The 25,475-nt window shown below is 34.8% G+C and carries 21 protein-coding genes, 1 pseudogene and 1 riboswitch; of the genes and pseudogenes, 21 read left to right on the top strand and 1 reads right to left on the bottom strand.

The annotated features are described in order from the left end of the window. Positions 1-10 precede the first annotated feature (10 nt). The 16 genes from FP433_RS07145 to guaA all read left to right on the top strand — a co-directional run bounded on the left by FP433_RS07145 (position 11) and on the right by guaA (position 18,536). Positions 11-259 carry a DUF951 domain-containing protein gene (locus tag FP433_RS07145; RefSeq protein WP_265483861.1) on the top strand — a complete coding sequence of 83 codons (249 nt, stop codon included), beginning with the start codon at positions 11-13 and terminating at the stop codon, positions 257-259. A 23-nt stretch (positions 260-282) separates the two neighbouring features. Then, entirely contained in the window at positions 283-1,383 is a 1,101-nt protein-coding gene (gene ychF / locus FP433_RS07140) for a redox-regulated ATPase YchF (protein WP_265483862.1), read from the top strand. 10 nt (positions 1,384-1,393) lie between these two features. Further along, positions 1,394-2,251, top strand: coding sequence for a DUF1129 family protein (locus tag FP433_RS07135; protein WP_265486681.1), 858 nt, complete (start codon positions 1,394-1,396; stop codon positions 2,249-2,251). Between the two features lie 49 nt (positions 2,252-2,300). Then, positions 2,301-4,019, top strand: coding sequence for an ABC transporter ATP-binding protein (locus FP433_RS07130; protein ID WP_265486680.1), 1,719 nt, complete (start codon positions 2,301-2,303; stop codon positions 4,017-4,019). 10 nt (positions 4,020-4,029) lie between these two features. Then, positions 4,030-5,880, top strand: a complete 1,851-nt coding sequence (locus FP433_RS07125; RefSeq protein ID WP_265483865.1) for an ABC transporter ATP-binding protein — start codon at positions 4,030-4,032, stop codon at positions 5,878-5,880. A 130-nt stretch (positions 5,881-6,010) separates the two neighbouring features. Next, positions 6,011-6,700: a response regulator transcription factor gene (locus tag FP433_RS07120; RefSeq protein ID WP_265483866.1), complete on the top strand. Its 690-nt coding sequence runs from the start codon at positions 6,011-6,013 to the stop codon at positions 6,698-6,700. Beyond that, positions 6,700-7,857, top strand: coding sequence for a sensor histidine kinase (locus FP433_RS07115; RefSeq protein WP_265486679.1), 1,158 nt, complete (start codon positions 6,700-6,702; stop codon positions 7,855-7,857). Before FP433_RS07120 ends, FP433_RS07115 begins: the two co-directional genes overlap by 1 nt. A 45-nt stretch (positions 7,858-7,902) precedes the next feature. Next, a complete protein-coding gene (locus FP433_RS07110) occupies positions 7,903-9,474 on the top strand; it encodes a UDP-N-acetylmuramoyl-L-alanyl-D-glutamate--2,6-diaminopimelate ligase (protein ID WP_265486678.1) in 1,572 nt (523 codons plus the stop codon). Between the two features lie 19 nt (positions 9,475-9,493). Continuing rightward, entirely contained in the window at positions 9,494-10,243 is a 750-nt protein-coding gene (locus FP433_RS07105) for an aspartate/glutamate racemase family protein (protein ID WP_265483869.1), read from the top strand. A gap of 128 nt (positions 10,244-10,371) precedes the next feature. Then, on the top strand, positions 10,372-11,124 hold the full coding sequence (locus FP433_RS07100; RefSeq protein ID WP_265483870.1) for a DeoR/GlpR family DNA-binding transcription regulator: 753 nt from the start codon (positions 10,372-10,374) through the stop codon (positions 11,122-11,124). Continuing rightward, positions 11,124-12,038 carry a 1-phosphofructokinase gene (gene pfkB / locus FP433_RS07095; RefSeq protein ID WP_265483871.1) on the top strand — a complete coding sequence of 305 codons (915 nt, stop codon included), beginning with the start codon at positions 11,124-11,126 and terminating at the stop codon, positions 12,036-12,038. Before FP433_RS07100 ends, pfkB begins: the two co-directional genes overlap by 1 nt. Before the next feature lie 21 nt (positions 12,039-12,059). After that, the gene (locus FP433_RS07090; RefSeq protein ID WP_265486677.1) at positions 12,060-14,054 is read left to right on the top strand and encodes a PTS fructose transporter subunit IIABC; all 1,995 of its coding nucleotides are present in this window, start codon (positions 12,060-12,062) and stop codon (positions 14,052-14,054) included. A gap of 125 nt (positions 14,055-14,179) precedes the next feature. Continuing rightward, positions 14,180-14,803: a metal ABC transporter ATP-binding protein gene (locus FP433_RS07085; protein WP_265484613.1), complete on the top strand. Its 624-nt coding sequence runs from the start codon at positions 14,180-14,182 to the stop codon at positions 14,801-14,803. Next, complete coding sequence (locus FP433_RS07080) at positions 14,803-15,594, top strand: metal ABC transporter permease (protein ID WP_265486676.1); 792 nt, start codon at positions 14,803-14,805, stop codon at positions 15,592-15,594. Before FP433_RS07085 ends, FP433_RS07080 begins: the two co-directional genes overlap by 1 nt. Positions 15,595-15,648: 54 nt before the next feature. Further along, a riboswitch (purine riboswitch) is annotated at positions 15,649-15,746 on the top strand. A 70-nt stretch (positions 15,747-15,816) separates the two neighbouring features. Next, positions 15,817-16,971, top strand: a complete 1,155-nt coding sequence (gene guaB / locus FP433_RS07075) for an IMP dehydrogenase (protein ID WP_265486675.1) — start codon at positions 15,817-15,819, stop codon at positions 16,969-16,971. Positions 16,972-16,985: 14 nt separating this feature from the next. Beyond that, entirely contained in the window at positions 16,986-18,536 is a 1,551-nt protein-coding gene (gene guaA, locus FP433_RS07070) for a glutamine-hydrolyzing GMP synthase (RefSeq protein ID WP_416202973.1), read from the top strand. Between the two features lie 130 nt (positions 18,537-18,666). Here the strand turns inward: guaA and pepF are convergent, their stop codons facing one another. Continuing rightward, complete coding sequence (pepF, locus tag FP433_RS07065; RefSeq protein ID WP_265486673.1) at positions 18,667-20,466, bottom strand: oligoendopeptidase F; 1,800 nt, start codon at positions 20,464-20,466, stop codon at positions 18,667-18,669. A 105-nt stretch (positions 20,467-20,571) separates the two neighbouring features. Here pepF and FP433_RS07060 point away from each other — a divergent pair, with 105 nt between their 5' ends. The 5 genes and pseudogenes from FP433_RS07060 to FP433_RS07040 all read left to right on the top strand — a co-directional run bounded on the left by FP433_RS07060 (position 20,572) and on the right by FP433_RS07040 (position 25,475). After that, complete coding sequence (locus FP433_RS07060; protein WP_265483877.1) at positions 20,572-21,711, top strand: LCP family protein; 1,140 nt, start codon at positions 20,572-20,574, stop codon at positions 21,709-21,711. Positions 21,712-21,902: 191 nt separating this feature from the next. Continuing rightward, positions 21,903-23,443 (top strand): annotated as a pseudogene (locus FP433_RS07055) (ABC-F family ATP-binding cassette domain-containing protein). 13 nt (positions 23,444-23,456) lie between these two features. Further along, entirely contained in the window at positions 23,457-24,239 is a 783-nt protein-coding gene (locus FP433_RS07050; RefSeq protein WP_265486672.1) for a threonine/serine exporter family protein, read from the top strand. Positions 24,240-24,242: 3 nt separating this feature from the next. Further along, positions 24,243-24,713, top strand: a complete 471-nt coding sequence (locus FP433_RS07045; protein ID WP_265484614.1) for a threonine/serine exporter family protein — start codon at positions 24,243-24,245, stop codon at positions 24,711-24,713. A 255-nt stretch (positions 24,714-24,968) separates the two neighbouring features. Beyond that, positions 24,969-25,475 carry a hypothetical protein gene (locus tag FP433_RS07040; RefSeq protein WP_265486671.1) on the top strand — a complete coding sequence of 169 codons (507 nt, stop codon included), beginning with the start codon at positions 24,969-24,971 and terminating at the stop codon, positions 25,473-25,475.

Genomic DNA, 25,475 nt, shown 5'->3' with positions numbered 1-25,475 from the left:
GAGGTTGAAAATGTATCAATTAGGAGATATTGTACAAATGAAAAAGCCCCATGCTTGTGGGGAAAATAAGTGGGAAATATTGCGATTAGGTGCTGACATTAAACTTAAGTGTATGGGATGTGGCAGAATTATTATGATGCCCCATGCTGAGTTTAATAAGAAAGTAAAAAAATTATTAGCTAAAGAAAATGATCCAGCTAATAAAAAGTTGGCTCATTATGTACCTAAGGAAAATATTGTTATTCCACATTTTGATTAATTTTTAATAAGGGAGAAAATAAAATGGCATTAACTGCTGGTATTGTAGGATTACCAAACGTAGGAAAATCAACTTTGTTTAACGCAATTACAAAAGCGGGAGCAGAAATGGCAAATTATCCATTTGCCACAATTGAACCAAATGTGGGGATGGTGGAAGTTCCAGATCAACGATTAGCTCGCATTCAAGAATTAATTCCTGCTAAAAAAGTTGTTCATACCACCTTTGAATTTACTGATATTGCAGGATTAGTTAAAGGTGCTTCAAAGGGTGAAGGATTAGGAAACAAATTCTTAGAAAATATTCGCCAGACTGATGCCATTGTTCATGTAGTGCGAGCATTTGATGACCCTAATATTACTTCTGTTAGTGGTAAAGTAGATCCAGAAGAAGATATTAATACAATTAATTTAGAATTAGCTATTGCAGATTTAGACGCTGTAAATCGCCGAATTGGTAAGGTACAAAAAATTGCTCAACAAGGTGATAAGGAAGCTAAAGCAGAAATGGCAGTTTTAGAAAAATTAAAACCAGTTTTGGAAGAAGGAAAAGCAGCTCGATCAATTGACTTTAATGATGACGAGAAAAAGATTGTAAAAGGTCTCTTCCTTCTAACTTCTAAACCAGTTATTTATGTAGCGAATATTGCAGAAGAGTCAATGGCTGATCCAGAAGCTGACAAATATTTCCAAATTGTTAAAAAGCATGCAGAAAGTGAAAACGCTGAAGCTTTAGGAATTAGTGCAGCTACTGAAGAAGAAATTGCAGCTATGGATGATGAAGAAAGAAAAGAATTTTTAGAAATGGAAGGTGTAGAAGAATCAGGCCTAGATCGTTTAATTAAGGCAGCTTACCACCTTTTAGGTTTAAGAACATTCTTTACAGCTGGTGGAACTGAAACTCGTGCGTGGACCTTCCATGAAGGAATGAAAGCTCCTCAAGTTGCTGGAGTAATTCACTCTGACTTTGAACGTGGATTTATTCGTGCAGAAGTAGTTTCCTTCGATGATTTAGACGAATTAGAAACTATGCAGAAAGTAAAAGAAGCTGGAAAACTTCGTCTTGAAGGAAAAGATTATTTAGTTGAAGATGGCGATATCATCGAATTTAGATTCAATGTCTAGGAGGGGTTAGATGAGTCAAGAAAACGAGAATAAAGAAAAAAACTCACTTAACCAAGAAGATAAAAAAGCTGCTGAAGCAGTAGATGTTGAAAAAAAGAACGCAAATGCCAAAGTTAGCCAAAAGCAACAAGCTCGTCTTCAAAAACGAGAAAAAAGTGCTGCAAATATTGAAAAAATAAAACAGGCATCACCAGAACAATTACGAAAGCAACTAAGTAATAAAAATGTAGATTATATTTTTCGCTTAGAAAAAGCCCTAAATAATAATGAAGGGCTACCTAGTGAAAAAGTTACTGAGACAATAGATATAATTTTGCCAGAAATCGTTATTGCCCAGTACAAGGGAGTTCCAGCAGCTACTTTGTACCATCAATCACCAATTCAGAAAGCCAAAGAGTTAGCTCATCCTAAGGCTAAGCCGATAAAGCAAAAATTCTGGATGCAAGCTGTAGATAATGTGTTACTTTATTTAACATTTTTCCTTGGAATGTTTGGTCTAGTTCAACTATTTACTCCACAAAAATCTTTGCAAGGGGGACAAACTTTAGGAATTTTAACCCTTATTTCTGTAGCAGTATTATTTGGAATAATTATGGCGTACTACAATAATATTTTGGTTCAACCTAAAGATGAACGTCCAGCTATTTGGAAATTAATTTTAGGAGGAATTGGAGTCTTAATTGTAATATTTGCTTGGATCACTTTAACGAGTTTACCAGCATTGAGAGTGATTAATCCGGTAATTAATCCATGGGTTGAAATTGTTTTAGCAGTGATAGCCTTTCTTGGAAGACGCTATTTCAAACAAAAATATCATGTCATTGATCCATTACGCCAACGTGCAGTAAACAATGCAAAAAATAAATAATAAAAAAGACGCTTAGCGTCTTTTTTATTCAAGGGAAGGAGAAGTGCCTGTGATCAATACACTAAAAAAATCTATTCGGCAATATAAAAAATTGTCCCTTACTTCTCCAGTACTTGTTGCTGGTGAAGTATTAATTGAAATGTTAATTCCTTACTTAGTTGGTCTTTTAATTGACCGCGGAATTTTAAAAGGGAATATGGGTTATATCAACAAGTGGGGATTAATCTTATTGATTTTGACTATCATTTCACTTATTTTGGGAGCTAGCGCTAGTTATGTTTCAGCGCATGCAGCAGCAGGATTTGCAGCCAATTTAAGAAAAGATATGTTTTATCACATTCAAGATTATTCTTTTGAAAATATTGATAAATTTTCTAGTGCAAGTTTAGTTACGCGTTTAACAACAGATGTGACAAACATTCAAAATGCTTATCAGATGATAATCCGTATTGCAGTTCGTGCACCACTAATGCTAATTATTTCAGTAATTATGTCATTCATAGTGAGCCCGCATTTAGCACTTATTTTTGTGATTTTAGGACCAATTTTGGTACTTGCATTATTTTTAATTATTAAAAATGCATATCCATATTTCCCTAAAATTTTTAAAGGGTACGATAAGTTAAATCAGGTTGTACGTGAAAATGTGCGGGGAATCCGTGAAGTTAAAACTTACGTTCAAGAAGAATCACAGATTCAAAAAGCCGATGAAGCTTCGGGCAACATCTACACTCTATTTTCAACTGCACAAAAAATTATGTCTTTAAACTCACCAATTATGATTGCGGTCTTAGATCTTTCAATGCTGTTGATTTCTTGGTTTGGGGCTAAAGAAATTATTGGTGGAAACTTACAAACAGGTCAATTAGTATCAATGTTTTCATATTCAAATTCAGTTTTATTTAGTTTGAATATTTTGGCAATGATTACTACACAATTGGTTATTTCAGATGCTAGTGGTAAAAGAATTGCAGCAGTTATCAAGGAAAAGCCGGCTATTACTGATCCTAAGAAGCCATTAATGGATGTTACTAATGGGGATGTTATCTTTGATCATGTGAGTTTTAAGTATAGTCCAAATGACAAACATTATGCTCTAGATGATATTAATCTTCATATTGCACCTGGTGAAACAATTGGAATTATTGGTGGAACAGGTTCATCTAAGTCAACCCTAGTTTCAATGATTCCTAGATTATATGACCCGACATCAGGTGAAGTTCGGGTTGCAGGTCATAATGTGAAGGCTTATGATTTAAAGGCTTTAAGAGATAAAGTAGCAGTTGTTCTTCAACAAAATGTCTTGTTTACTGGAACAATCAAAGAAAATTTGATGTGGGGTAACGAACATGCGACTGATGCAGAAATAATTAGGGCTGCTAAAATTGCTCATGCCAATGGCTTTATTGAAGAAATGCCAGATGGCTATAATACAATGATTGAGCAAGGTGGTAATAATGTTTCTGGGGGTCAAAAACAACGTTTAACTATTGCCCGTGCTCTTTTGAAAAATCCAGAAATTTTAATCTTAGATGATTCTACTTCAGCAGTAGATACTTCGACAGAACGTGATATTCGGGAAGCATTAAAAAATGATATGCCACAGACTACAAAGATTATTATTTCCCAGAGAATAGTTTCAATTAAAGATGCTGATCGAATTATTGTAATGGATCATGGTAAGATTCAAGCGATTGGAACCCATGATGAATTAATGAAAACAAATGAACTTTATCGTTCGATTGTAGAATTCCAAGAAAAAAAGTAGGTGAAAATTAGTGACTGAAGTTCAAGGAAAACCTAAAGTAAAACACGCTAAGACATTAGGAAGACTTTTGAAATTAATTTTGCGTACAAGTCCTAGCATGTTTATCGTTTCAATGGTCAGTATTGTGCTTAGTGCAGGAGCAACAGTATATGGATCATTATTTATTGAAAGATTAATTGATGAATACATCACACCTTTAACTAAGCAAAGTAATCCTGATTTTACGCCATTACTCAATGCAATTTTAGTAATGGGAGGAATCTTTGCAATTGGTGCATTAGCTAACTATCTTTTCACTGTTTTAATGGCTGTATTGGCACAAAAAGTACAATTTGATGTGAGAACAAGAATGTTTGCTCACATGGAATCACTCCCAGTAGCTTATTTTGATCAAAATAACTATGGTGATATTATGAGTCGCTACACTAACGACATTGATACTTTAATGCAGATGATTTCACAATCAATTCCGCAATTCTTAAACTCCTTGTTGAGTTTGATTTTTGTGGTTAGTGCAATGTTTATTTTAAGCTGGCAATTAACCGTCTTTTCTTTATTTGTTTTTGCTTTATCAATTGGAATTGTAAGATTTTTAACTAAAAAATCTGCTTACTACTTCAAATTACAACAGAATAAACTCGGTCAAATTAATGGATACGATGAAGAAATGTTGAATGGGTTAAAAGTCATTAAAGTCTTCTCTCATGAAAAAGAAGTAGAAAAAGGATTTGATAATTATAATGATGAATTAAGAATTGCGTCTGGTAAGGCTAATACTTATGCAACCATTTTGTTCCCAATTATGGGTAACATGGGTAATTTACTTTATGTTTTGATTGCGTTTTTAGGAGGAGCAGCTGCAATTAATGGTTGGGCACCCTTAACTTTAGGTGCAATTGCTTCTTTCTTACAATTATCGAAGTCATTCTCAATGCCAATTTCTCAAATTTCACAACAATTGAATTCAATTGTTTTAGCACTAGCTGGTGCAGGAAGAATTTTTGAGTTAGAAGATGAGCCATCAGAAGTAGATAATGGTGACGTTATTATGTCTCAAAGTAATAAGGTAGCCAATTCTTGGTTTTGGGATGTACCTCAAAAAGATGGGAGCATTAAGAAAGTTCCAATTAAAGGACACATCATTTTTAAGGATGTAAATTTTTCTTATGTTCCTGGGCATCAAATTTTATACGATATTAACATCAATGCTAAACCTGGAATGAAGGTTGCTTTGGTAGGTGAAACTGGAGCTGGTAAAACTACTATCTCTAACATGTTAAACCGTTTCTATGATATTCAATCTGGGGAAATTACCTATGATGGTGTCCCAATTAAAACAATTAGAAAAAATGATTTACGTCACTCATTATCAATTGTTTTACAAGAAACTCACTTATTCTCTGGAACAATTATGGATAATATTCGTTTTGGTAAACCTGATGCAAGTGATGATGAAGTTTATCAAGCAGCACGTTTATCTCATGCTGATGAATTTATTCGTGAGCTTGAAGATGGGTATAATACTGTAATTGATGGAGATGGAAGTGAATTATCTCAAGGGCAACGGCAATTATTAAGTATTGCTCGAGCAATGATTGCTGATGAACCAGTAATGATTTTGGATGAAGCAACTTCAAGTATTGATACCAGAACTGAAAAGATGGTCCAAGCTGGGATGGACAACTTACTAGCTGGGAGAACAAGTTTTGTGATCGCTCACCGGCTTTCTACAATAGTTAATTCAGATTTAATTTTAGTACTAGATCATGGACATATTATTGAACGTGGTAATCATGAAGAACTTCTCAAACAAAAGGGTTATTATTACCAACTCTATACTGGTAAGAAAGAATTAGATTAAAAAAAGCGTCTGACGACGCTTTTTTTAACTAATTTTTAAATTATTTGCTTGATCTAAAATAATTCACATAAACTATGTACAATAGAAATAATAGTAATTAATGAAATTAATACAGAAAGGAAAATTCTGCATGAAAATCTTAGTTGTTGATGATGATAAAGAAATTGTTGAATTATTAAGTATTTATTTAAAAAATGAGGGATATGAACCAATTCCTGCTTATAGTGGAAAAGAAGCTTTAACCAAATTATCAACTACTCCGGAAATTGGTTGTATGATTTTAGATATTATGATGCCTCAAATGACGGGAATTGAAGTAATCAAAGAAGTACGTAAGGATTCTGAAATTCCAATTTTAGTAGTTTCTGCTAAAACAAGTGATATGGATAAAATTCAAGGATTAATCACTGGAGCAGATGATTATGTTGTTAAGCCATTTAATCCACTTGAGGTAATGGCACGTGTTCGTTCATTGTTACGCCGCAGTGAAAAGAAACTAGTTGATAACAAACCTGATATCTTAGAAGTAGGTCCTTTAGTAATTAATAAGGATTCACATGAAGTTAAAACAATTGAAGGAAAATCTGTGCAATTGACTGCCCTCGAATTTGGAATTTTGTACATGTTAGCTAGTCATCCCAACCGAGTATTTAGTGCTGAAGAAATTTTTGAACGAGTATGGCAACAAGAATCTGTTGTCTCAGCTAAGACGGTTATGGTTCACGTTTCGCACTTGCGTGATAAAATTCAAAAAGCTACTAATGGAGAAGAAGTTATTCAAACCGTTTGGGGTGTTGGCTACAAAGTAGAAGTAGAATAATGAAAAAAGAAAAGGTTAAATTAACTGGTCGCGAAAAAAGTGAACTATTGGGTGAGGGAATTGTAACAGTAATTTTATTATTACTTTTAAATCTTTCACTAGTAATTTTAATCAATTTAATCGTAATCAATAATCCAGGCTTAGAAAATGGTATTTTTTTCTTCAAAAAAAATGTTACCTTTGCAGGTGGTTACCATTTATGGTCATGGCAAAGATTGTTTGTCGGTGGAATGCTTATAATTGATGTTGCTGTAGTATACTGGCGCCTAATTCGCCGTTATCATCAAATGCAACTGCGTCATGTGATTAAAGAATTGCACTATATTGCTAATGGCCATTTTGATCATCCCATTCCCTTTACGGTAAGAACAGAGCTACAACACGTTGTAGATTCAATCAATGTATTAGTAGCTTCAACTGTTGCTTCTTTAGAAGAAGAAAGACAAATTGAAAAATCCAAAGATGATTTGATTACAAATGTATCACATGATATTCGAACACCACTCACCTCAATTATTGGATACTTAGGTTTGTTAAAAGATGGAAATCCAACTCCAGAAGAAAGTAAAAAATATATTGATATTGCCTATCAAAAGGCTTTACAAATGAAGTCTTTGGCTGAAGATTTGTTTGAATATACAACACTACGTTCAACAAATCGCAATAAATTAACTATTGCACCACTCCACGTGAAATCAATGTTAGAACAAGTGGCTGCAGGATTTGAATTAGAAGCAGAAAAAAAGAAAGTTACTTTTGAAATTGCTTGTCGGCCCAATGATTTAACTATTGATGCAGATGCTAAAAAAATCGTGCGGGTTTTGAATAACTTAATTTCGAATGCACTAAAGTATGGGCATGGGGCAACTAAAATTTTTCTAATTGCAAATAAGGTAAATAATGATCAAGTTGAATTACGAGTAGAGAATAACGGAACTCCGATTCCTAAGAAAGAACAAGAAAAAATTTTTGAAAGATTTTATCGTGTAGAATCTTCTCGTAATCTTAAAACTGGTGGCACAGGGCTTGGTTTAGCCATTACACAAAGTATCGTAGCGTTACATGGGGGAACTATAACTTGTCAGTCAAACCAAAAATTGACAAGTTTTATTATTAGTTTACCTTTAAAAATTACAGAATCCCTTCCTCAAAAATGATGTGGTATAATTTAAGCTGAAAAGATTTAATTTTGGAGAGAAAAAATGAGTGAATCTAGCATTTCTTTAAACACATGTATTTTAATATTAAAAGAACACCACTTGCTCAAGTCAAGCGCTGTTCAAGATGCTGTTCCTACAAAAATGGATTATATTTCATATGATTCACGTGATATTAAAACTAATACCCTATTTTTCTGTAAAGGACAAGGCTTTAGACCAACTTATCTTTCAATGGCTAAAGATAATGGAGCCATCTGTTATGTAGCTGAGCAACCTTATCCAGAAGGAAAGGGAATGCATGCCTTGATTGTGCGTGATGTTTCAAAGGCAATGGCACTTCTTTCTGCAGCCTTTTTCCAATTTCCACAAGACGATTTATATGTGGTGGCCTTCACTGGAACCAAAGGAAAAACTACTTCTGCTTACTTTTTGAAGGGGATGCTCGATAAAATTAATGGTGGCCGTACTGCCTTAATTTCATCGGTAGATGATGTTGTAGGTCCTAAACCTGAAGACACTTTTAAGTCTAGCTTAACCACTCCTGAGTCTTTAGACCTGTTTAGAGATATGAGAACTGCAGTTGACAATGGAATGACCCACCTAGTCATGGAAGTTTCATCACAAGCTTATAAAAAGAACCGTGTATTTGGATTAACCTATGATTTAGGATTTTTCTTAAATATTAGTCCTGATCATATTGGACCAAATGAACATCCTAACTTTGATGATTATTTGCATTGTAAATTACAATTAATGGTAAATTCTCGTAAATGTATCATTAATGCGATGACCGATCACTTCCAAGAAGTTTATGCAGCTGCAACAACTACTACTCAACCAGATAGTATTTACTTATTTGCAAGAAGTGATTTTGAAAGTCCAAAAAATTTAAAGAGTCCAATTGATTTTCGCTTTAAGTCAGTAGAGACTGATATGGCTGAAACTAAATTTGACTTGGAGTGTGTAACTGACAAGGCAAAGAAACTTCCAATTGCTGGTGAGTATACTTTGCAAATGATTGGTGACTTTAATGAAATCAATGCAACGGCAGCAATAATTGGTGCCGGCTTAGCTGGAGAGAATTATGAAGAAGCTGCCAAAGGAATTCGCCATGTGACAATTCCAGGGCGTATGGAAACTTTGCCAAGTAAGAAGCATGGTACAATTGTTGTTGATTATGCTCATAATAAAGCTTCAATGATGGCTTTAATGAGTTTCATGCGAAAAGAATTTAATAATCCAAGAATTATTGTAGTGGTAGGAGCTCCAGGAGATAAGGGAGTTTCACGGCGTCCAGGCTTTAGTGAAAGTTTAACAGCTTATGCTGATAAAGTATTTTTGACTACTGATGATCCAGGGTTTGAAGATCCTTTGAGTATTGCTGAAGAAATTGATGCAGGCATTGACCATGATAAAGTAGATGTTGAGATCGAGCTGGATCGTGAAAAGGCTATCCATGAAGCAATAGAATTGGCTGGAAAAGATGATGTAGTCTTAATTTGTGGAAAGGGAGCAGATCCTTTCCAAAAGATTCGTGGAATTGATACGCCATATCCAACTGATATTAAGGTTGCTGAAAGTATTCTTAAAGAATTGGAAAAAGGCGAAGACTAATTAGTTAGGAAAAGAAAGTATGAAACACTTTTTTTCAATAATTGGTGGCATGGGGACCCTTGCTACTGAGAGCTATGTAAGATTGATTAATCATCGGATAAAAGCAGAACGTGACCAGGACTATTTAAATTATTTACTTGTAAATGATGCTCAAGTTCCAGATAGAACAGCATATATTATGGATCATACTAAACCTAATTTTTTCTATGATTTAAAAGATGATATAGAAAATCAATCGAAGCTAAATCCTGATTTTATTATAATGGTCTGCAATACAGCTCACTATTTTTATGATGATTTAGCTGCATTAACTGACGTTCCTTTTTTGCATATGATGAGAATTGCAGTTCATAATTTTGTAGATAATTATCCTAAAGAAGATAAAATTGGCTTAATTGCTACTGAAGGATCAATTTATGATCATCTGTATGCTGATGAATTAGAAAAAGTTGGAAAAAAAGTTGAATTAGGTGGTCCTGAAATCCAGCCTATGGTTAATGAGCTCATTTACAGTAATATTAAAGAAAAAGGGATTGTTGATAAAAAACTTTACCATAAGATTTTAAAGACAATGCATGATAAATATAACTGTAATGTGATACTGTTAGGTTGTACTGAACTTTCTTTAGCTCAAGAGCAGGCACCAGATCATCCTTATAATGTTATTGATCCTCAATCAATTATTGCAGATGTTTCTATAGAATTAGCGCAAAACATCCGTAATGGGATGGATCCTAAAGAGGCCACAAAAAAATATTTGTATAAGTAAAAATAATTTGAGTTCTTTAACTCAAATTATTTTTTTGAATTAAAATGAATTATTTTGAATTAAAATGATTAATTTTGATTGCTTTTTATAATGTAAGCGGTTATCATATTAGATAGAGGTGGTAAGAGATGCTGACGGAAAAGCGTCAACAAGCGATTGCTGCTTACATCAATGATAAAGACATCTGCCGAGTAGCAGAGTTATGTAAATTGACAAATTCGTCAGAATCAACCATCAGACGAGATTTAATTGAGATGGAGAAGCGTGGACTTATTGTTAGAGTCCATGGTGGTGCACGCTCAGTGCAAAATTATTCTCGTGATGTAGAGCAACAAGTAAGATTTAATTTAAATATTGACAAGAAACATCGACTTGCTGCGTATGCTGCAAAAAAGATTAGTTCAGCAGAGCATTTGTTTTTAGATGCAGGAACAACTATTTATGAAATGATTAATTTTTTAAAAGATATTCCTGACCTTCATGTAATTACTAACGGAGTAGATACAGCCTTAGCATGTATTGATGCTGGAATTTCAACCCAAATTTTAGGTGGAGAGATTAAGCAACAAACCAATGCGGTTATTGGAAGTTCTACCATCAAGCAGATGCAAGCAATGAATTTTTCAACTGCATTTATTGGAGCCAATGGTTTAAATAAACAAGGTAAGTTTACTACCCCAGATCCAAGTGAAGCTGAGATAAAACAGACGGCTATTATTCAAGCAAAAAGAAGTTTTATCTTAATGGATGACAGTAAGATTGGAACTTCAAATTTTGCAAGTTTATCTAATACAGAAAATGCAGTTTTAATTACCAATCAATTATCAAGTAAGCAAAAACTTCTTCTACCAAAGGAGTTAAAGTTTGAGGAGGCAAAATAATGATTTATACTGTTACGGTTAATCCAGCACTAGATTACGTAATGCAATTAAAAAAAGTAAATGCTGGAGAAGTAAACCGTTCTAATGATTGCCAATTTTTAGCAGGTGGAAAGGGAATTAATGTATCACAAATTCTTAATCAACTCTCTGTTGAAAATACAGCTTGGGGTTTTGTCGGAGGATTTACTGGTAAAGAATTAGTTCGCCAATTAAATGTCAAAAAAATCGAAAGTGATTTTGTGACTATCAGTGATGATACCCGTGTTAACGTTAAGATTCATGCTCAAAAAGAAACAGAAATTAATGCGGCTGGTCCTAAGATTGATGCGCAAGAAATTACTGCTTTTAAAGCTCGCTTAGATGATTTGCAAGAGGGCGATATTGTAGTTTTAAGTGGTAGTTTAGGACCAAGTTTACCAACTGATTTTTATAAGCAATTATTACCAACTATTAAAGAAGCTGGTGCCCAATTTGCAATTGATACTACTGGAGAAGCTTTACTTGATACTTTGGAATACAAACCTTTAGTTATTAAGCCAAATCATCATGAATTAGCTGATTTGTTCCATACTACTTTTTCAAATAATGAAGAAATGCTTGAAGCTGCTAAAAAGTTGCTCAAGATGGGTGCCCAAAATGTCATGATTTCAATGGCGGGCGATGGTGGTTACTTAGTAACTAAGGACCATGTTTATCATGGAACTCCTGCAATTGGTACTGCAGTAAACTCAGTTGGTGCAGGTGATTCAATGATTGCAGGATTTGTGGGTACTTATTATAAGACTAAGAATCCTGTTGAAGCCTTTAGAATGGGAATGGCTTGTGGAGGAGCTACTGCCTTTACTGAAGATATTGCAGTTAGAAGTCAAATCGAAGCAACTTTACCTGACATTAAAGTTGAAGAAGTAGAGTAATTTTTAAGAAAGGGAAATGATATGAAAATTGAGGATCTTTTAAGTCCTGATTTAATGATTATGGACCTTAAAGCAACTACTCAAAAGGAAGCTATTAAAGAAATGGCTGACTTAGAAGTAGCGCAAGGGGTTGTAAATAATGAAGATGAATTCATTAAATCAATTTGGGCTCGTGAAAATGAATCAACCACTGGGATTGGTGAAGGAATTGCAATGCCACACGCACGTAATAAATATATTAATCGTGCCGCAGTGCTTTTTGCAAAAAGTCCTAAGGGAATTGACTATAATGCTTTAGATGGTCAACCAGTTCACTTATTCTTTATGATTACAGCTCCAGCTGGTGCTGATAATACTCACTTACAAGCTTTAGCAAAATTATCAAGTTTGTTAATCAATCCCGATGTTGTTAATGCTTTAAAGGCAGCTAAATCACCTGAAGAAGTTATTGATATCTTTAAGTTAGCTGAAGCAGAAAAAGATGCCCAAGATAAAGCTGATGCTGAAGCAAGAAAAGCCGCAGCATCAAAGAAAGACTCAACTCCAGATGATAAAAAGAAACCTTTAATCGTTGGAGTTACTGCATGTATCAACGGTATTGCTCACACCTATATGGCCCAAGAAGCTTTAATTAAAGCCGGTAAAAAGATGGGTGTGGACGTTCGCATTGAAACAAATGGTTCTGAAGGTGTTAAGGATAAATTAACCCCAGAAGAAATTAAAGAAGCTAAGGGTGTTATCATTGCTTCTGATAAAAAGGTTGATATGCCACGTTTCAACGGTAAAGAAGTTGTAATTAAGCCAGTTGTTGATGGGATTAACCACCCTAAAGAATTGATTGAAGATATTTTGGAAAATAAAGCTCCAATTTATCATGCTGATAGCAGTGCTTCAAGTTCTGATGATAGTGGTAAAGAAAAACAAGGTGTTTGGGCAACCATCTACAAACACTTAATGAGTGGTATTAGCCACATGTTGCCATTCATCATTGGTGGTGGTATCTTAATGGCTATTTCCTTCATTGTGGAAAACTACTTTGCTGGTGGAGCAAACAATCCAGCATTTATTTTCTTAAACAATGCAGGTAATATGGCCTTTGCTTTCATGGTACCAGTACTAGCTGCTTATATCGCTGAATCAATTGGTGATTTACCAGCCTTAATGCCAGGTTTTGTTGGTGGTTTTATGGCTACAGTTTATGGTGGCGCATATGGTGGCACTTACACAGCCAGTGTAATGGGTGCTAAAACTGCTTCACCATCAGGATTCTTAGGTGGACTTGCTGCAGGTTTCTTAGCAGGTTACATTATGGTCTTGCTTAAGAAGATCTTTGCTAAGTTACCAAAATCTGTTGAAGGTATGAAGCCAATGCTTCTATATCCAATCTTGGGATTATTGATTATTGCTTTGTTAATGTACTACATTGTAAACCCAATTTTCTCAGGAATTAACTTAGCTATTACTCACTTCTTAAACAGTATGGGTACTGCTAACTTAGCTATTTTGACTACTGTTCTTGCAGCCATGATGGCTATTGATATGGGTGGTCCTTTCAACAAGGCTGCTTACGTATTTGCTTCCGGTGCATTTGCTAATGATCCAAAATCAGTTACTGCTGCTATCTTAATGGCTGCTGTTATGGTTGGAGGAATGGTTCCACCATTTGCTACTGCGATTGGTACTACTTTCTTTAAGAATAAATACACTAAGGAAGAACGTCGTGCAGGAGTTTCAAACTGGGTACTAGGATTCTCATTCATTACTGAAGGTGCAATTCCATTTGCTGTAGCAGACCCAGGTCGTGTTATTCCATCATGTATGATTGGTTCAGGTATTGCTGGTGCTTTAGTAGGAATTTGGCATGTTGGAGTTCCTGCTCCTCACGGTGGATTCTGGGTATCACCACTTGCAACTAATATTTGGGGTTACTTCTTATCAGTTATTATCGGTTCAATTTTAGCTGGTGTAATTATGAGTCGTTGGAAGAAACCTGTATCTGAAGATCCAGATGAATAAACAATTAGATTCAAAAGAAAAAGTACTACGGTGTCGTAGTGCTTTTTCTTTTGTGGTAAGATTAATTACATTAGAAAGGATGGGTGAAATTGGAAAATACCGCATTGACTGTTGAGAACTTATCAATGAAATTTGAGGATAAAATAGTTTTCAAGAATGTCAACTTTACTTTAGAAAAAGGTTCAATGACTGCGCTATTAGGTGCAAATGGAACTGGGAAAACAACCTTAATTAGAATTTTGATGGGTATGATTCATCCAACTAGTGGGAAAGTAACATTTTCTCCGGATACTAAAATTGGCTATGTTCCGCAGTTTAGGAATTTAGAAGCAGACTATCCCTTGTCAATTAAATCTTTTATCGAACTTAATACACCTTTATTTAAAAATAAAAAAATTAAAGAGCGTGTAAATCACATTTTACAAGAAACTAATTTAACTGAAATTCAAAATACTCGAATGGGAGAGGCTTCCGGAGGGCAAAAACAGCGTGCCTATTTAGCTCAGGCCTTAATTAATAATCCTAATTTTATTATTTTGGATGAAGCAACTGCAAGTTTAGATCCGAATGCTAAGGAAGAATTAATGGCTTTAATAAAGCATTTGAATGAAGAACACGGCATCACTGTGTTGTTTACTACCCATGATATTCCTTTAGCAAGAAAATATATGAAGGATTATTTGCTTTTTGAAAATAAAGAAATGCAGGCTGGAAAGATGGCAAACTTTAATAAGGAGGGAAGTGAGTAATGGTCTCATATGCATTTATGCGCTATGCTTTTTTAGCAAGTACATTTATTGCTATAACATGTGGTGTAGTAGGAGTATATGTAGTAGCGCGTAGTTATAGTTTTTTAGCCCATACTTTGTCTGAAATTGGATTTGCTGGTGGTGCGTTTGCGGCCTTTTTTGGTTGGCAACCGTTATGGGGAATGCTTTTGTTTACGTTATTAGGATCCTTAGGTGTAGGAGAATTAACCCTTAAAACTAACCAAAAAGAATCTGCAATTTCAGCCATAAGTGCCCTTTTTATTGGGTTAGGTGTCTTATTTTTAGCGATTTCAGGTGAAAACAGCCGCTACGCTACTAGTATCTTATTTGGGAGTATTATTGGTGTTGATCGTTCTGGTGTAATTCAGATGGTCATCTTATCAATTATTGTCTTAGTGCTCATTGCAGCAGTCTTAGGGAGTCTAAATTATGATTCCTTTGATCCGATTGGAGCAAAAAGTCATCACTTGAATACAGGTTTAGTCTCAATAATTTTTTTAATTGTATTGGCAATGGCTGTAGCGATTGGATCGCAGATTGTTGGGTCATTATTAGTATTTATTTTGTTGACTCTACCATCGTCTACTGCTCGTTATTTAGGACGCAGTATCGGCTCGATGACTATTTGGTCAATTGGAATTGCTCTTTTTGGAGTATGGGTAGGATTAGTTTTGGGTTATTTGACAAATTTACCAGTAACCTTCTTCATTTCAATGATTGAGGTTGTAATTTATCTGGTAGCTTATTTTATCCATCGTTTAAGAAAGTAGCTTATGTTTTTCGTAACTTGCTTGATAGGAAAAAACATGCTAAACTGTTAAACAATTATTTAAATAAAATTCACTTATATAACGTCGAAATATGGTCGACAGTCTCTACCCAGAACCGGAAATTCTGGACTATAGGTCAATACCAAAGCTTTATTGCCTTAGAGACAATAAAGCTTTTTTTATCGGAATAAGTGAAAATCAAGTTTTTGAAAGGATATTACAATGAGTGCATGGGAAGATAAATTTGCTAAAAAAGGCTTAACATTTGATGATGTGTTACTTATTCCAGCTGAAAGTCATATTTTGCCTAATGAGGTTGAATTGGGAGTTGAGCTAGCTCCAAACTTGAAGTTACATTTACCATTAATTTCGGCAGGGATGGATACAGTTACTGAAGCACAAATGGCAATTGCAATGGCTGAAAATGGCGGCTTAGGTGTTATTCACAAAAATTTATCTATTCCAGCGCAGGCGCAAGAGGTTGTAACTGTAAAATCTAAAACTATTAATAAGGATTTACCGCATCCGAGTTTAGATAAAAATAATCGTCTGCTTGTAGCAGCGGCTGTTGGGATTACGAGTGATACTTTTGAAAGAGCAAATGGTTTAATTAAAGCCGGTGTAGATGCCATTGTTATTGATACAGCTCATGGTCATTCAGCCGGTGTCTTGCGAAAAATTGCAGAGATCCGGAAACATTTTTCAGATATTACTTTAATTGCGGGAAATGTAGCTACTCAAAGTGGAGCAGAGGCGCTATTTGAAGCCGGTGTTGATGTTGTCAAAGTAGGTATTGGTCCTGGTTCAATTTGTACTACGCGAGTAGTAGCAGGTGTAGGAGTACCACAGATTACAGCAATTTATGATGCTGCTCAAGCTGCTAAAAAGTATCATAAAACAATCATTGCGGATGGTGGAATAAAGTACTCAGGAGATGTGGTAAAAGCATTGGCAGCAGGCGGAAATGCTGTCATGCTAGGCTCTATGCTTTCAGGAACTACGGAAGCTCCGGGAACAATTTTTGTAAATGAAGGGAAAAAATACAAATCTTATCGTGGCATGGGCTCAATTGGGGCCATGTCACAGCAACATGGATCTTCCGATCGTTATTTCCAAGGTGGGGTTAATGAAGCTAATAAATTAGTTCCTGAAGGAATTGAAGCTTTGGTCCCTTATAAAGGTGATGTAAGTGACATTATTTATCAAATTGATGGAGGTCTGCGAGCAGGAATGGGATATGTAGGAGCAAAAGATATTCACGAATTAATTGAAGAAAGTCAATTTGTTCAAATTACTAATGCTGGTTTGCGTGAATCACATCCCCATGATGTTCAAATTGCCAAAAGTGCCCCTAACTATAGCAATAATATCCATTAAGAAAGAGGTTGCAAGTGGAAAACATACATAAAGATTTTGATAAAATAATAGTATTAGATTTTGGGAGTCAATATAATCAATTAATTACTAGACGCTTACGTGATTTTGGCATTTATTCAGAACTTTTACCCCATGATATTTCACTAGAGAAAATTAAAGAAATAAATCCTAAAGGAATTATCTTCTCAGGTGGGCCTAATAGTGTTTATGATGCAGAAGCTTTTAAAGTGAATCCAAAGATTTTTAATTTAGGAATTCCAATTTTAGGAATTTGTTACGGAATGCAATTAATCGCTCATAACTTAGGTGGTAAAGTTGAAAAAGCAGCTAACTCAGAATATGGTCGGGCAGAAATTGAAGTAGTCGCTAAAAATTCGCTTTTATTTAAAGGTTTACCGACTAAGCAGGAAGTTTGGATGAGTCATGGCGATTTGGTTACGCAAGTACCAAAAGGCTTTGAAGTAGTAGCTAAATCTGACAATTGTCCGATTGCTGCTATTGAAAATCATGAGAAAAATATTTATGGCATCCAATTTCACGCTGAAGTTTGTAACTCAGAATATGGGCTCGACATTTTAAAAAATTTTGCCTTTGAAATTTGTCATGCAAAAGCTAACTGGACGATGGATGATTTTATTGAAGTAGAAATTGAAAATATCCGTAAACAAGTTGGTGATAAAAAAGTTATCTTAGGACTTTCTGGAGGCGTAGATTCTAGTGTTACTGCAACTTTATTACATCGAGCAATTGGTGATCAATTAACAGCAATTTTTGTTGATCATGGGATGCTGAGAAAAGATGAGGGTGACCAAGTTATGGCTGCTTTAAGTCGCGATTTAGGGGTGAATATTATTCGCGTTGATGCCGCAGATAGATTTTTGAGTAAGTTAAAGGGCGTTACCGATCCTGAACAGAAACGTAAGATAATTGGAAAAGAATTTATTGATGTATTCAATGAAGAAGCTCAAAAATTAACTGATGTAGACTTTTTAGCTCAGGGAACACTTTATACTGATATTATTGAAAGTGGAACAAATACTGCGCGGACAATTAAATCTCATCATAATGTTGGGGGCTTGCCTAAGGATATGAAATTTAAATTGATTGAACCATTGCGTAAATTATTCAAGGATGAAGTACGTGAACTTGGTGAAAAATTAGGTATTCCCCATGCACTTGTTTGGCGCCAACCATTCCCAGGTCCAGGTTTAGGAATTAGGGTAATTGGGGAAGTAACACCAGAAAAATTAGAAATTGTGCGTGATAGTGATGCAATTCTACGTGATGAAATTAAAAAAGCTGGCTTAGATAAGTCCATTTGGCAGTACTTTACTGTTTTACCAGGGATGCGTTCTGTTGGTGTCATGGGTGATGGGCGCACTTATGAGTATACAATTGGAATTCGTGCGGTATCTTCAATTGATGGAATGACAGCAGATTTTGCTCAAATTCCTTGGGATGTTTTAAGCAGAATTTCTACTCGAATCGTTGATGAAGTTCCTAATATTAATCGAGTGGTCTATGATATTACTTCTAAGCCACCAGCAACAATTGAATGGGAATAAAAGAATTAATAGAACATAATGCAAAAAAGCCCCAACTTATGTTGGAGCTTTTTTTCTGTAACCAATCTTAACTATTGTCTTGATTAGCTAACGGTTTAACCGTTATTTCTTCAAAAGTATCCTAGACATTTTATAATGTATTAGTCAAGTTTTCTAATTCATTGAGTCTCTTTTCAAAAGTATTAAAGGTATTTTCAAGGTAATCTGGTTTCGTCATATCTACACCAGCTTTTTTTACTAAATTAACTGGATAATCGGAAGAGCCAGCCTTTAAAAACTCAAGATATTTATTCCGTTGCGTAGAATCGCCATGTATAATGCCATCTGCCAAAGCGGAAGCAGCTGCAAAGCCAGTAGCATATTGGTAAACGTAAAAGTTATAGTAAAAATGTGGAATTCGACTCCATTCCATCGCAATATCACCACCTGGTTCGACATCTTTACCGTAGTAGCGACTATTTAAGTTGGAATAAGCATTATTTAAAGTTTCTGCAGTAAGCGGAATTCCTTGGCTATCAGCTTCATGAATGAATTGCTCAAATTCAGCAAATTGTGTTTGACGAAAGAGAGTGCCTTTAACAGCATCTAAATAATAATTTAGGACAAAAGCCCGAGTTTTAGGATCTTGAATATTCTCTAGGAAATATTCCGTTAAAAGATTTTCATTAGTAGTTGAAGCAATTTCAGCAACAAAAATAGGGTAGTCACCATAGATATAAGGTTGAGTTTGTCGAGTGTACATTGAATGAACTGAATGGCCTGTTTCATGGGCTAAGGTATAGAGAGAATCGACATCATTTGTCCAGTTAAGAAGCTCATAAGCATCAGTATCATAAGAACCACCAGAGTATGCACCAGTGACTTTTCCTTTTGATTCGATAGGATCAATTACACGATTATTAAAAATATAATCAACTTGTTTTAAATAATCATCTCCTAAAATCGCAAGTGCTTTTTTAGCTTCAATTTTTGCCTCTTCAAAGTTATATGATAAGGCAGGCTTTCCAGTTAGGGGTACATACATATCATACATTTGTAAATCGGGCAGATCTAATATTTTTTTGCGCAAAGCAATATAACGATGAAAAAGTGGTAGATGCTCATTAACTTGTTTAATTAAGGTATCATAAACAATATTAGGAATATTATTAGCAGCTAAAGAAGCTTCTTTAGCTGAGTTATAGTTATGAACTTGAGCCTGGTAATTTTGCATTTTGACATTTCCTGCTAAAGTTGAAGCAAGGGTATTGGTAAATTGAGCATAACTATCATATAAAGTAGTAAAAGCATTTTTACGCACAGATCGGTTGGCCGATTGAATCAAAGTTGAGTAAATTCCTTCTGATAATTGAACCATTTCGCCACTATCATCCTGAGTAAAGCCGTATTCAATATCAGAATTAGTTAAAATATTAAAAGTATTGGCAGAACTATTAAGTGCACTGCTTGCATCAGCAATTATCTTTTCTTTATCTGCGGATAAGGTATGAGGGCGCTTTTTGTTAAGTTCTTCAAATTTATGGGTAAAAAGTTCAAGTCGTGGATCATCCTCAATAAATTGAGTTAATGTTTTTTCGTCAATTTCCAAAATTGCTGGATCTACAAAGGCACTATTAGCGTTCATTTTAGTAACTAAATCTTGAACTTGTGCAACATAACCTAAGTAGTGGGTATTTGTAGTGTCAGCATCACTAGACAAAGTAGCATAGCTATAAAGCTTTTCTAGCTGGCGCTCAATTGAAGTGATGGCTGTTAGCCCGTTATATAGATTTGTTGCTGATTGGGTAAAATTCTGACTATAAGTTGGAATCTTAGCAATTTTCTGGGAAATATTTTTAAATTCTTCTTCCCATTCTTGGTCGTTTTTAAAAATGCGACTTAGATCCCATTTTAAAGAATCGCTAACTTCGTTTCTTGTTGGTAATACCATAAAAATTCTCCTTTTTTAAAAATAATTATAAGCTATTAGTTAGGACTTGCGAAATAGGAAAAGTTTGTCGATAATTAAAATGTGTGAAAAAGGGAGAAAATAGGAATGCAGCCTCAAAAGAGTAAAAAGAAGAAGCCAAAGAAGCTAAAGAGAAATAGTTTTTTTGCTGCGGAAGCGACAAAGATCAAAAAAGGGAAAAAATTTCCTAAATTTTTAGGATTAATTGGCATTATCGTATTAGGAATAGGAATTGCGTACTTTGTAAGAATTTATTTTGCAGCTCTTTCAAGTGCACAAGATGCTTATCATCCTGGGAAAAACACTTCAACTGCCATCATTAATAAAAAGCCGATTTCAATTTTGATTTTGGGAGTAGATCAAGGAATTGAAGGACGTCATGACCGTGGAAATTCAGATACAATGATTTTAGCAACTTTGAATCCACAGAAGCAAAAAGCCACCATGACCTCAATTCCTCGTGATTTACTTGTAGATGTTCAAGGCGATGGTAAAGATGGCGGGAAATACTTTATGTTTAGAATTAATTCTGCCTATCAAGTAGGTGGTTCAGAGGCATCAGCAGCCACAGTTTCGAAATTATTAAATACTCCTGTTGATTATACAATGGAAGTTCAAATGGATGCCTTAAAAAATTTAGTAGACGCCTTAGGTGGAGTTGATGTTAAAGTACCATTTACTTTTACCTATAACGACCATTTTAAAAAAGGTTGGCGTCACTTAAGTGGGTCACAAGCTTTGAATTATGTTCGCATGCGTCATGATGATCCTCGCGGAGATTATGGACGTCAAAAGCGGCAACGCCAAGTGATTCAAGCCATTGTCAAAAAAGGGATGAATGTGAATGTGATGAGTGGAAATTATCGTAAAATTTTGAAAGTTTTTTCAAAATATGTTCGCACTAACCTAACAGCGGATGATATGACGGCTATTGCAATGAATTATCGCTCTGCAGGTAAAAACGTTAAGAGTGGCTACATTCAAGGACACGATGCTTGGATAGGGGATGCCGCTATGCAAGTTGCTCCAACTTCTGTATTACAGCATACTTCTGATTTAACAAGAACTAACTTAGATTTATCAAAAGAAAAATTAGAAAATGAGGAAACAAGACAAAATAAGCTACAAAAAGATCTTGATTGGAAAGATCCTTCAGCATTTGAAAATTATGTAGTTTACGATCAAAATTCTGATACTATTCCTTATTCAAGTAGTAGTAGCAAATAAAAAAGGAAGCTAGTAATGAAACTAGTTTCCTTTTTCTTATGTATCTGTTGATAAGTCTATCTTAGTATTTTTTTTAATTAAGTCAACCAATTTTAAATAATTTGTGGTAAAAATACTAATTATTGGTAAGATGAAGAAAGCAATGAATCGCATAAAATTATTATTAAATAACCTGAACTTACGGAGGAAATATGAGCTTATTAACTGTTAAAGATGTAAGTCAAACTTTTGTTGATAAAACTTTATATGAAAATGCAAGTTTTGTTTTAAATAAAGAAGATCACATGGGTGTAACTGGCCAAAATGGTGTGGGAAAGTCGACCTTAATTAGAATGTTAACAGGAGAAATTACCCAAGATAGCGGTCAAATTAAGTGGCAAAATAAAATTAAAGTAGGATATTTAGATCAATATGCTAAATTAACCCCTGGAATGACAATTAAACAATTTTTGCAAACAGCTTTTAGTGAACTTTTTGAAAAAGAAAAAGAATTAATGAGCTCTATGTGAAATATGGTGAAAGTGGGGATGAAGACTTATTGGAAAAGGCTGGTAAAATTCAAACACTTTTAGAAGAAAAAGAATTTTATGATATTGATACCAAAATTGAACGTGTGGCTACAGGATTAGGATTAGCTGAAGTAGGGTTTGACCATGATGTCGAAAAATTGTCAGGTGGTCAGCGGTCAAAATTAATTTTGGCTAAGCTATTGCTTCAAAGTCCAGATGTTTTGGTGTTAGATGAACCAACAAACTATCTTGATGTTAATCATATTGATTGGCTAGCAGATTACTTAAATGATTTTGAGGGAGCATTTATCGTTGTCTCTCACGATTATGATTTTTTAGGACGCATAACTAATTGCATAATTGATATTGATTTTGGAACTATTACCCGTTATAGTGGTGATTTAAAACATGCTATGCGGCAAAAAGAAGCAGATCGAGAAAGTTATTTGAAAGCTTATGCTAATCAGCAGCGAAAAATCAAAAAATCAGAAGCTTACATTCGAAAAAATAAGGCTGGATCACGATCAAAGAGTGCAAAGTCACGTGAAAGACAGCTCTCTAAGATGGAACTTTTAAATCCTCCTAAAACTAATAAAAAGGCTCATGTTGTTTTCCCTTATGTAGCAACAGCTTCCAATTTATTACTTCAAACACGTGATTTGGTAATTGGATATGATAAAGCTTTGGTTAAGTCGGCTTTTAATTTTAGCGTTGGAAATGGTGAAAAAGTAGCAGTCACTGGTTTTAATGGAATTGGAAAAACTACCTTACTTAAAACTTTATTGGGAAAATTAAAACCGATCTATGGCTCTTTTGAGCTTTCTACTACTGCTAAATTAGCCTATTTTAAACAAGATTTAGCTTGGCCAAATAAGAACATGACTCCCTTGCAATATTTGCAAGAAGAATTTCCTCGTTTACGTCCAAGAGAACTTCGCCAAAGCTTAGCACGAATGGGGTTAACTGCCCAACAAGCAATGAGTCCGCTCAAGGAACTTTCAGGAGGAGAACAAGAAAAAGTTAAATTAGCCCAGATGGCCTTTGAACCTGCCAATTTATTATTTTTAGATGAGCCAACTAACCACTTAGATGTTGCTACTAAAGATTCATTGCGCAAGGCGATTGAAGCATTTTCAGGTGGGGTAATTATCGTAAGTCACGAGCGTGATTTTTTCCGGGGAGATTGGATTGATAAAACAATTGACATTGAAAATATGCAGTAATTGAGGTTAAGAGATGACACAAACAAAATTAGCTGAAAAGCAAGCGGATGAGATTTTAGATACTTGCTTAAAAGCAGGACGGCTGATGCTTGAAGGTGGAAGTGAAATTTACCGTGTTGAAGACACAATGCTCCGAATTGCACATAATGCCGGAGTAGAAGAAGCACGCTGCTTTATTACGCCTACAGGAATCTTCATGAGTTTAGGTCAGCATTCCTATACTCAAATTACCCAGGTAAAGAATCGGAATATTAATTTAGAGCTAGTAGATCGTGTTAATGAGCTTTCACGAAAATTCGCAGCCAAAGAAATTACGCTAAAACAGCTACGGAAAAAATTGCAAGAAATATCTCGTGCACTCCCAGATTTTCCAATTTGGCTTCAAATATTGGGGGCAACGATTATGAGTCCAACCTTAATGATTTTGTTTATGGGAGCATATGATTGGGCAGATTTTTTACCAGCAGCGATTATTGGTGGAGGAAGCTATGGCTTTTTCTTGGGGATGAAGCGTTACACAAGTGTGAGATTTTTAGCAGAATTAGTAACTGCAATCGTTATGGCAACCAGTACGATTTGCTTATGCCGCTTATTGCCAATTTTGAAAGTAGATAATATTATTATTGGAGCCTTAATGACTTTAGTTCCAGGTGTGGCAATTACAAATGCTTTGCGAGACCTTTTCACTGGTGATCTGTTATCGGGAATTTCACGAGCAGTGGAAGCCTTGCTAACCGCTGTAGCACTTGGAGGAGGAATTGGGTTTGCGATTAAAGTATTTGCAGGAGGGCTTTAAATGATACCATCTTGGTTAGATGTTTTAATTAATCTTTCGTTTTCCTGGATTGCCTCTGTTGGTTTTGCACTGATTATTAATGTGCCACATCGTGCATTAGTTGCTTGTGGAATTACCGGAGCCAGTGGGTGGATGGTTTATTGGTTTGGGACCCAAGCTAGTTTTGGTAGACTTGGATCTAACTTATTAGGTGCTTTTACAATTGGGATTTTAGGATATATGTTTGCAATTAGAAAAAAATGTCCTGCAATAATCTTTAATATTCCTGGAATTGTAACCTTGGTTCCGGGCGTGCCTGCCTATCAAGCTGTCCGTGCCTTAGTTAGTGGTCAGTTATCCGAAGGGGAAGATTTGTTATTAAAAGTAGCAATTGTTACAATTGCGATTGCGATGGGCTTTATGTTAGCTCAATTAGTAATTGAATTCTTTTTTAAATATAAAAATGGTAGAAAAAGGAAACGTAATATGTTATAATATTTGTTAGCGACGAGTCGAGGAAAAACGCGAAGTGCGTTCTTTGACAAAAGACATCTAAGTTTAGATACTAAAACACGGGAAGTGTTGATGTTGGGCTACTTCGGTTGTGAAACGAAGACCCTGAGATATATTTATATCTTCTTTGCTTGAGAGAGGTTGGAATTTCCAATCTCTTTTTTGTTTTTCTTGAAACTTTTGTCTTAATCAATTATGGTTAATAAAAGAAATAATGTGAAAAGGAACAGATTTACTGTGAAAATTAATCAAGAAGCAATTACCAAAAAAATTGAAGATCAAGATTATTTACAGGATTTAGAAACTGTAAAATATAGTGAACTAAATAAAACAAAAATCAAAAAATTTGCTAGTAAAATGATTCAAGAAGTTGTGCAAGCTAGCAACCATGATTCATTGATTCAAACGCAGTTAGCAGTTAGTGGACAGCGACCAGTAACATTTGCTTTGGAAAGTAATATTATTAACTTGCCATTTGCCAACTATAAGAAGATTAGTAACTTTTTTGATGATGAGACCCCAGTCCCAGTAAATATTTATTTTGAAACAATTTCAGACTATATTAATGTTTCGCATTTTAGAATTGATATTTTGGCAAGTGTAGATGAAATAGTTGCTGACGCAGAAAAATTTAGTGAAATTTTGGCAGAAAATATTGTTGAAAAATTAAAAGAAGTTCGCTCTTATAAAAAGCCAGAACCAACAACTAAAAAAACTGCAGCCAAAAAGGAAACTAGTAAGTAA

The organism is Lactobacillus sp. PV012 (assembly GCF_014522325.1).
In the GTDB taxonomy this organism is placed as follows: domain Bacteria; phylum Bacillota; class Bacilli; order Lactobacillales; family Lactobacillaceae; genus Lactobacillus.
This window is presented reverse-complemented; position numbering and strand designations above follow the sequence as displayed.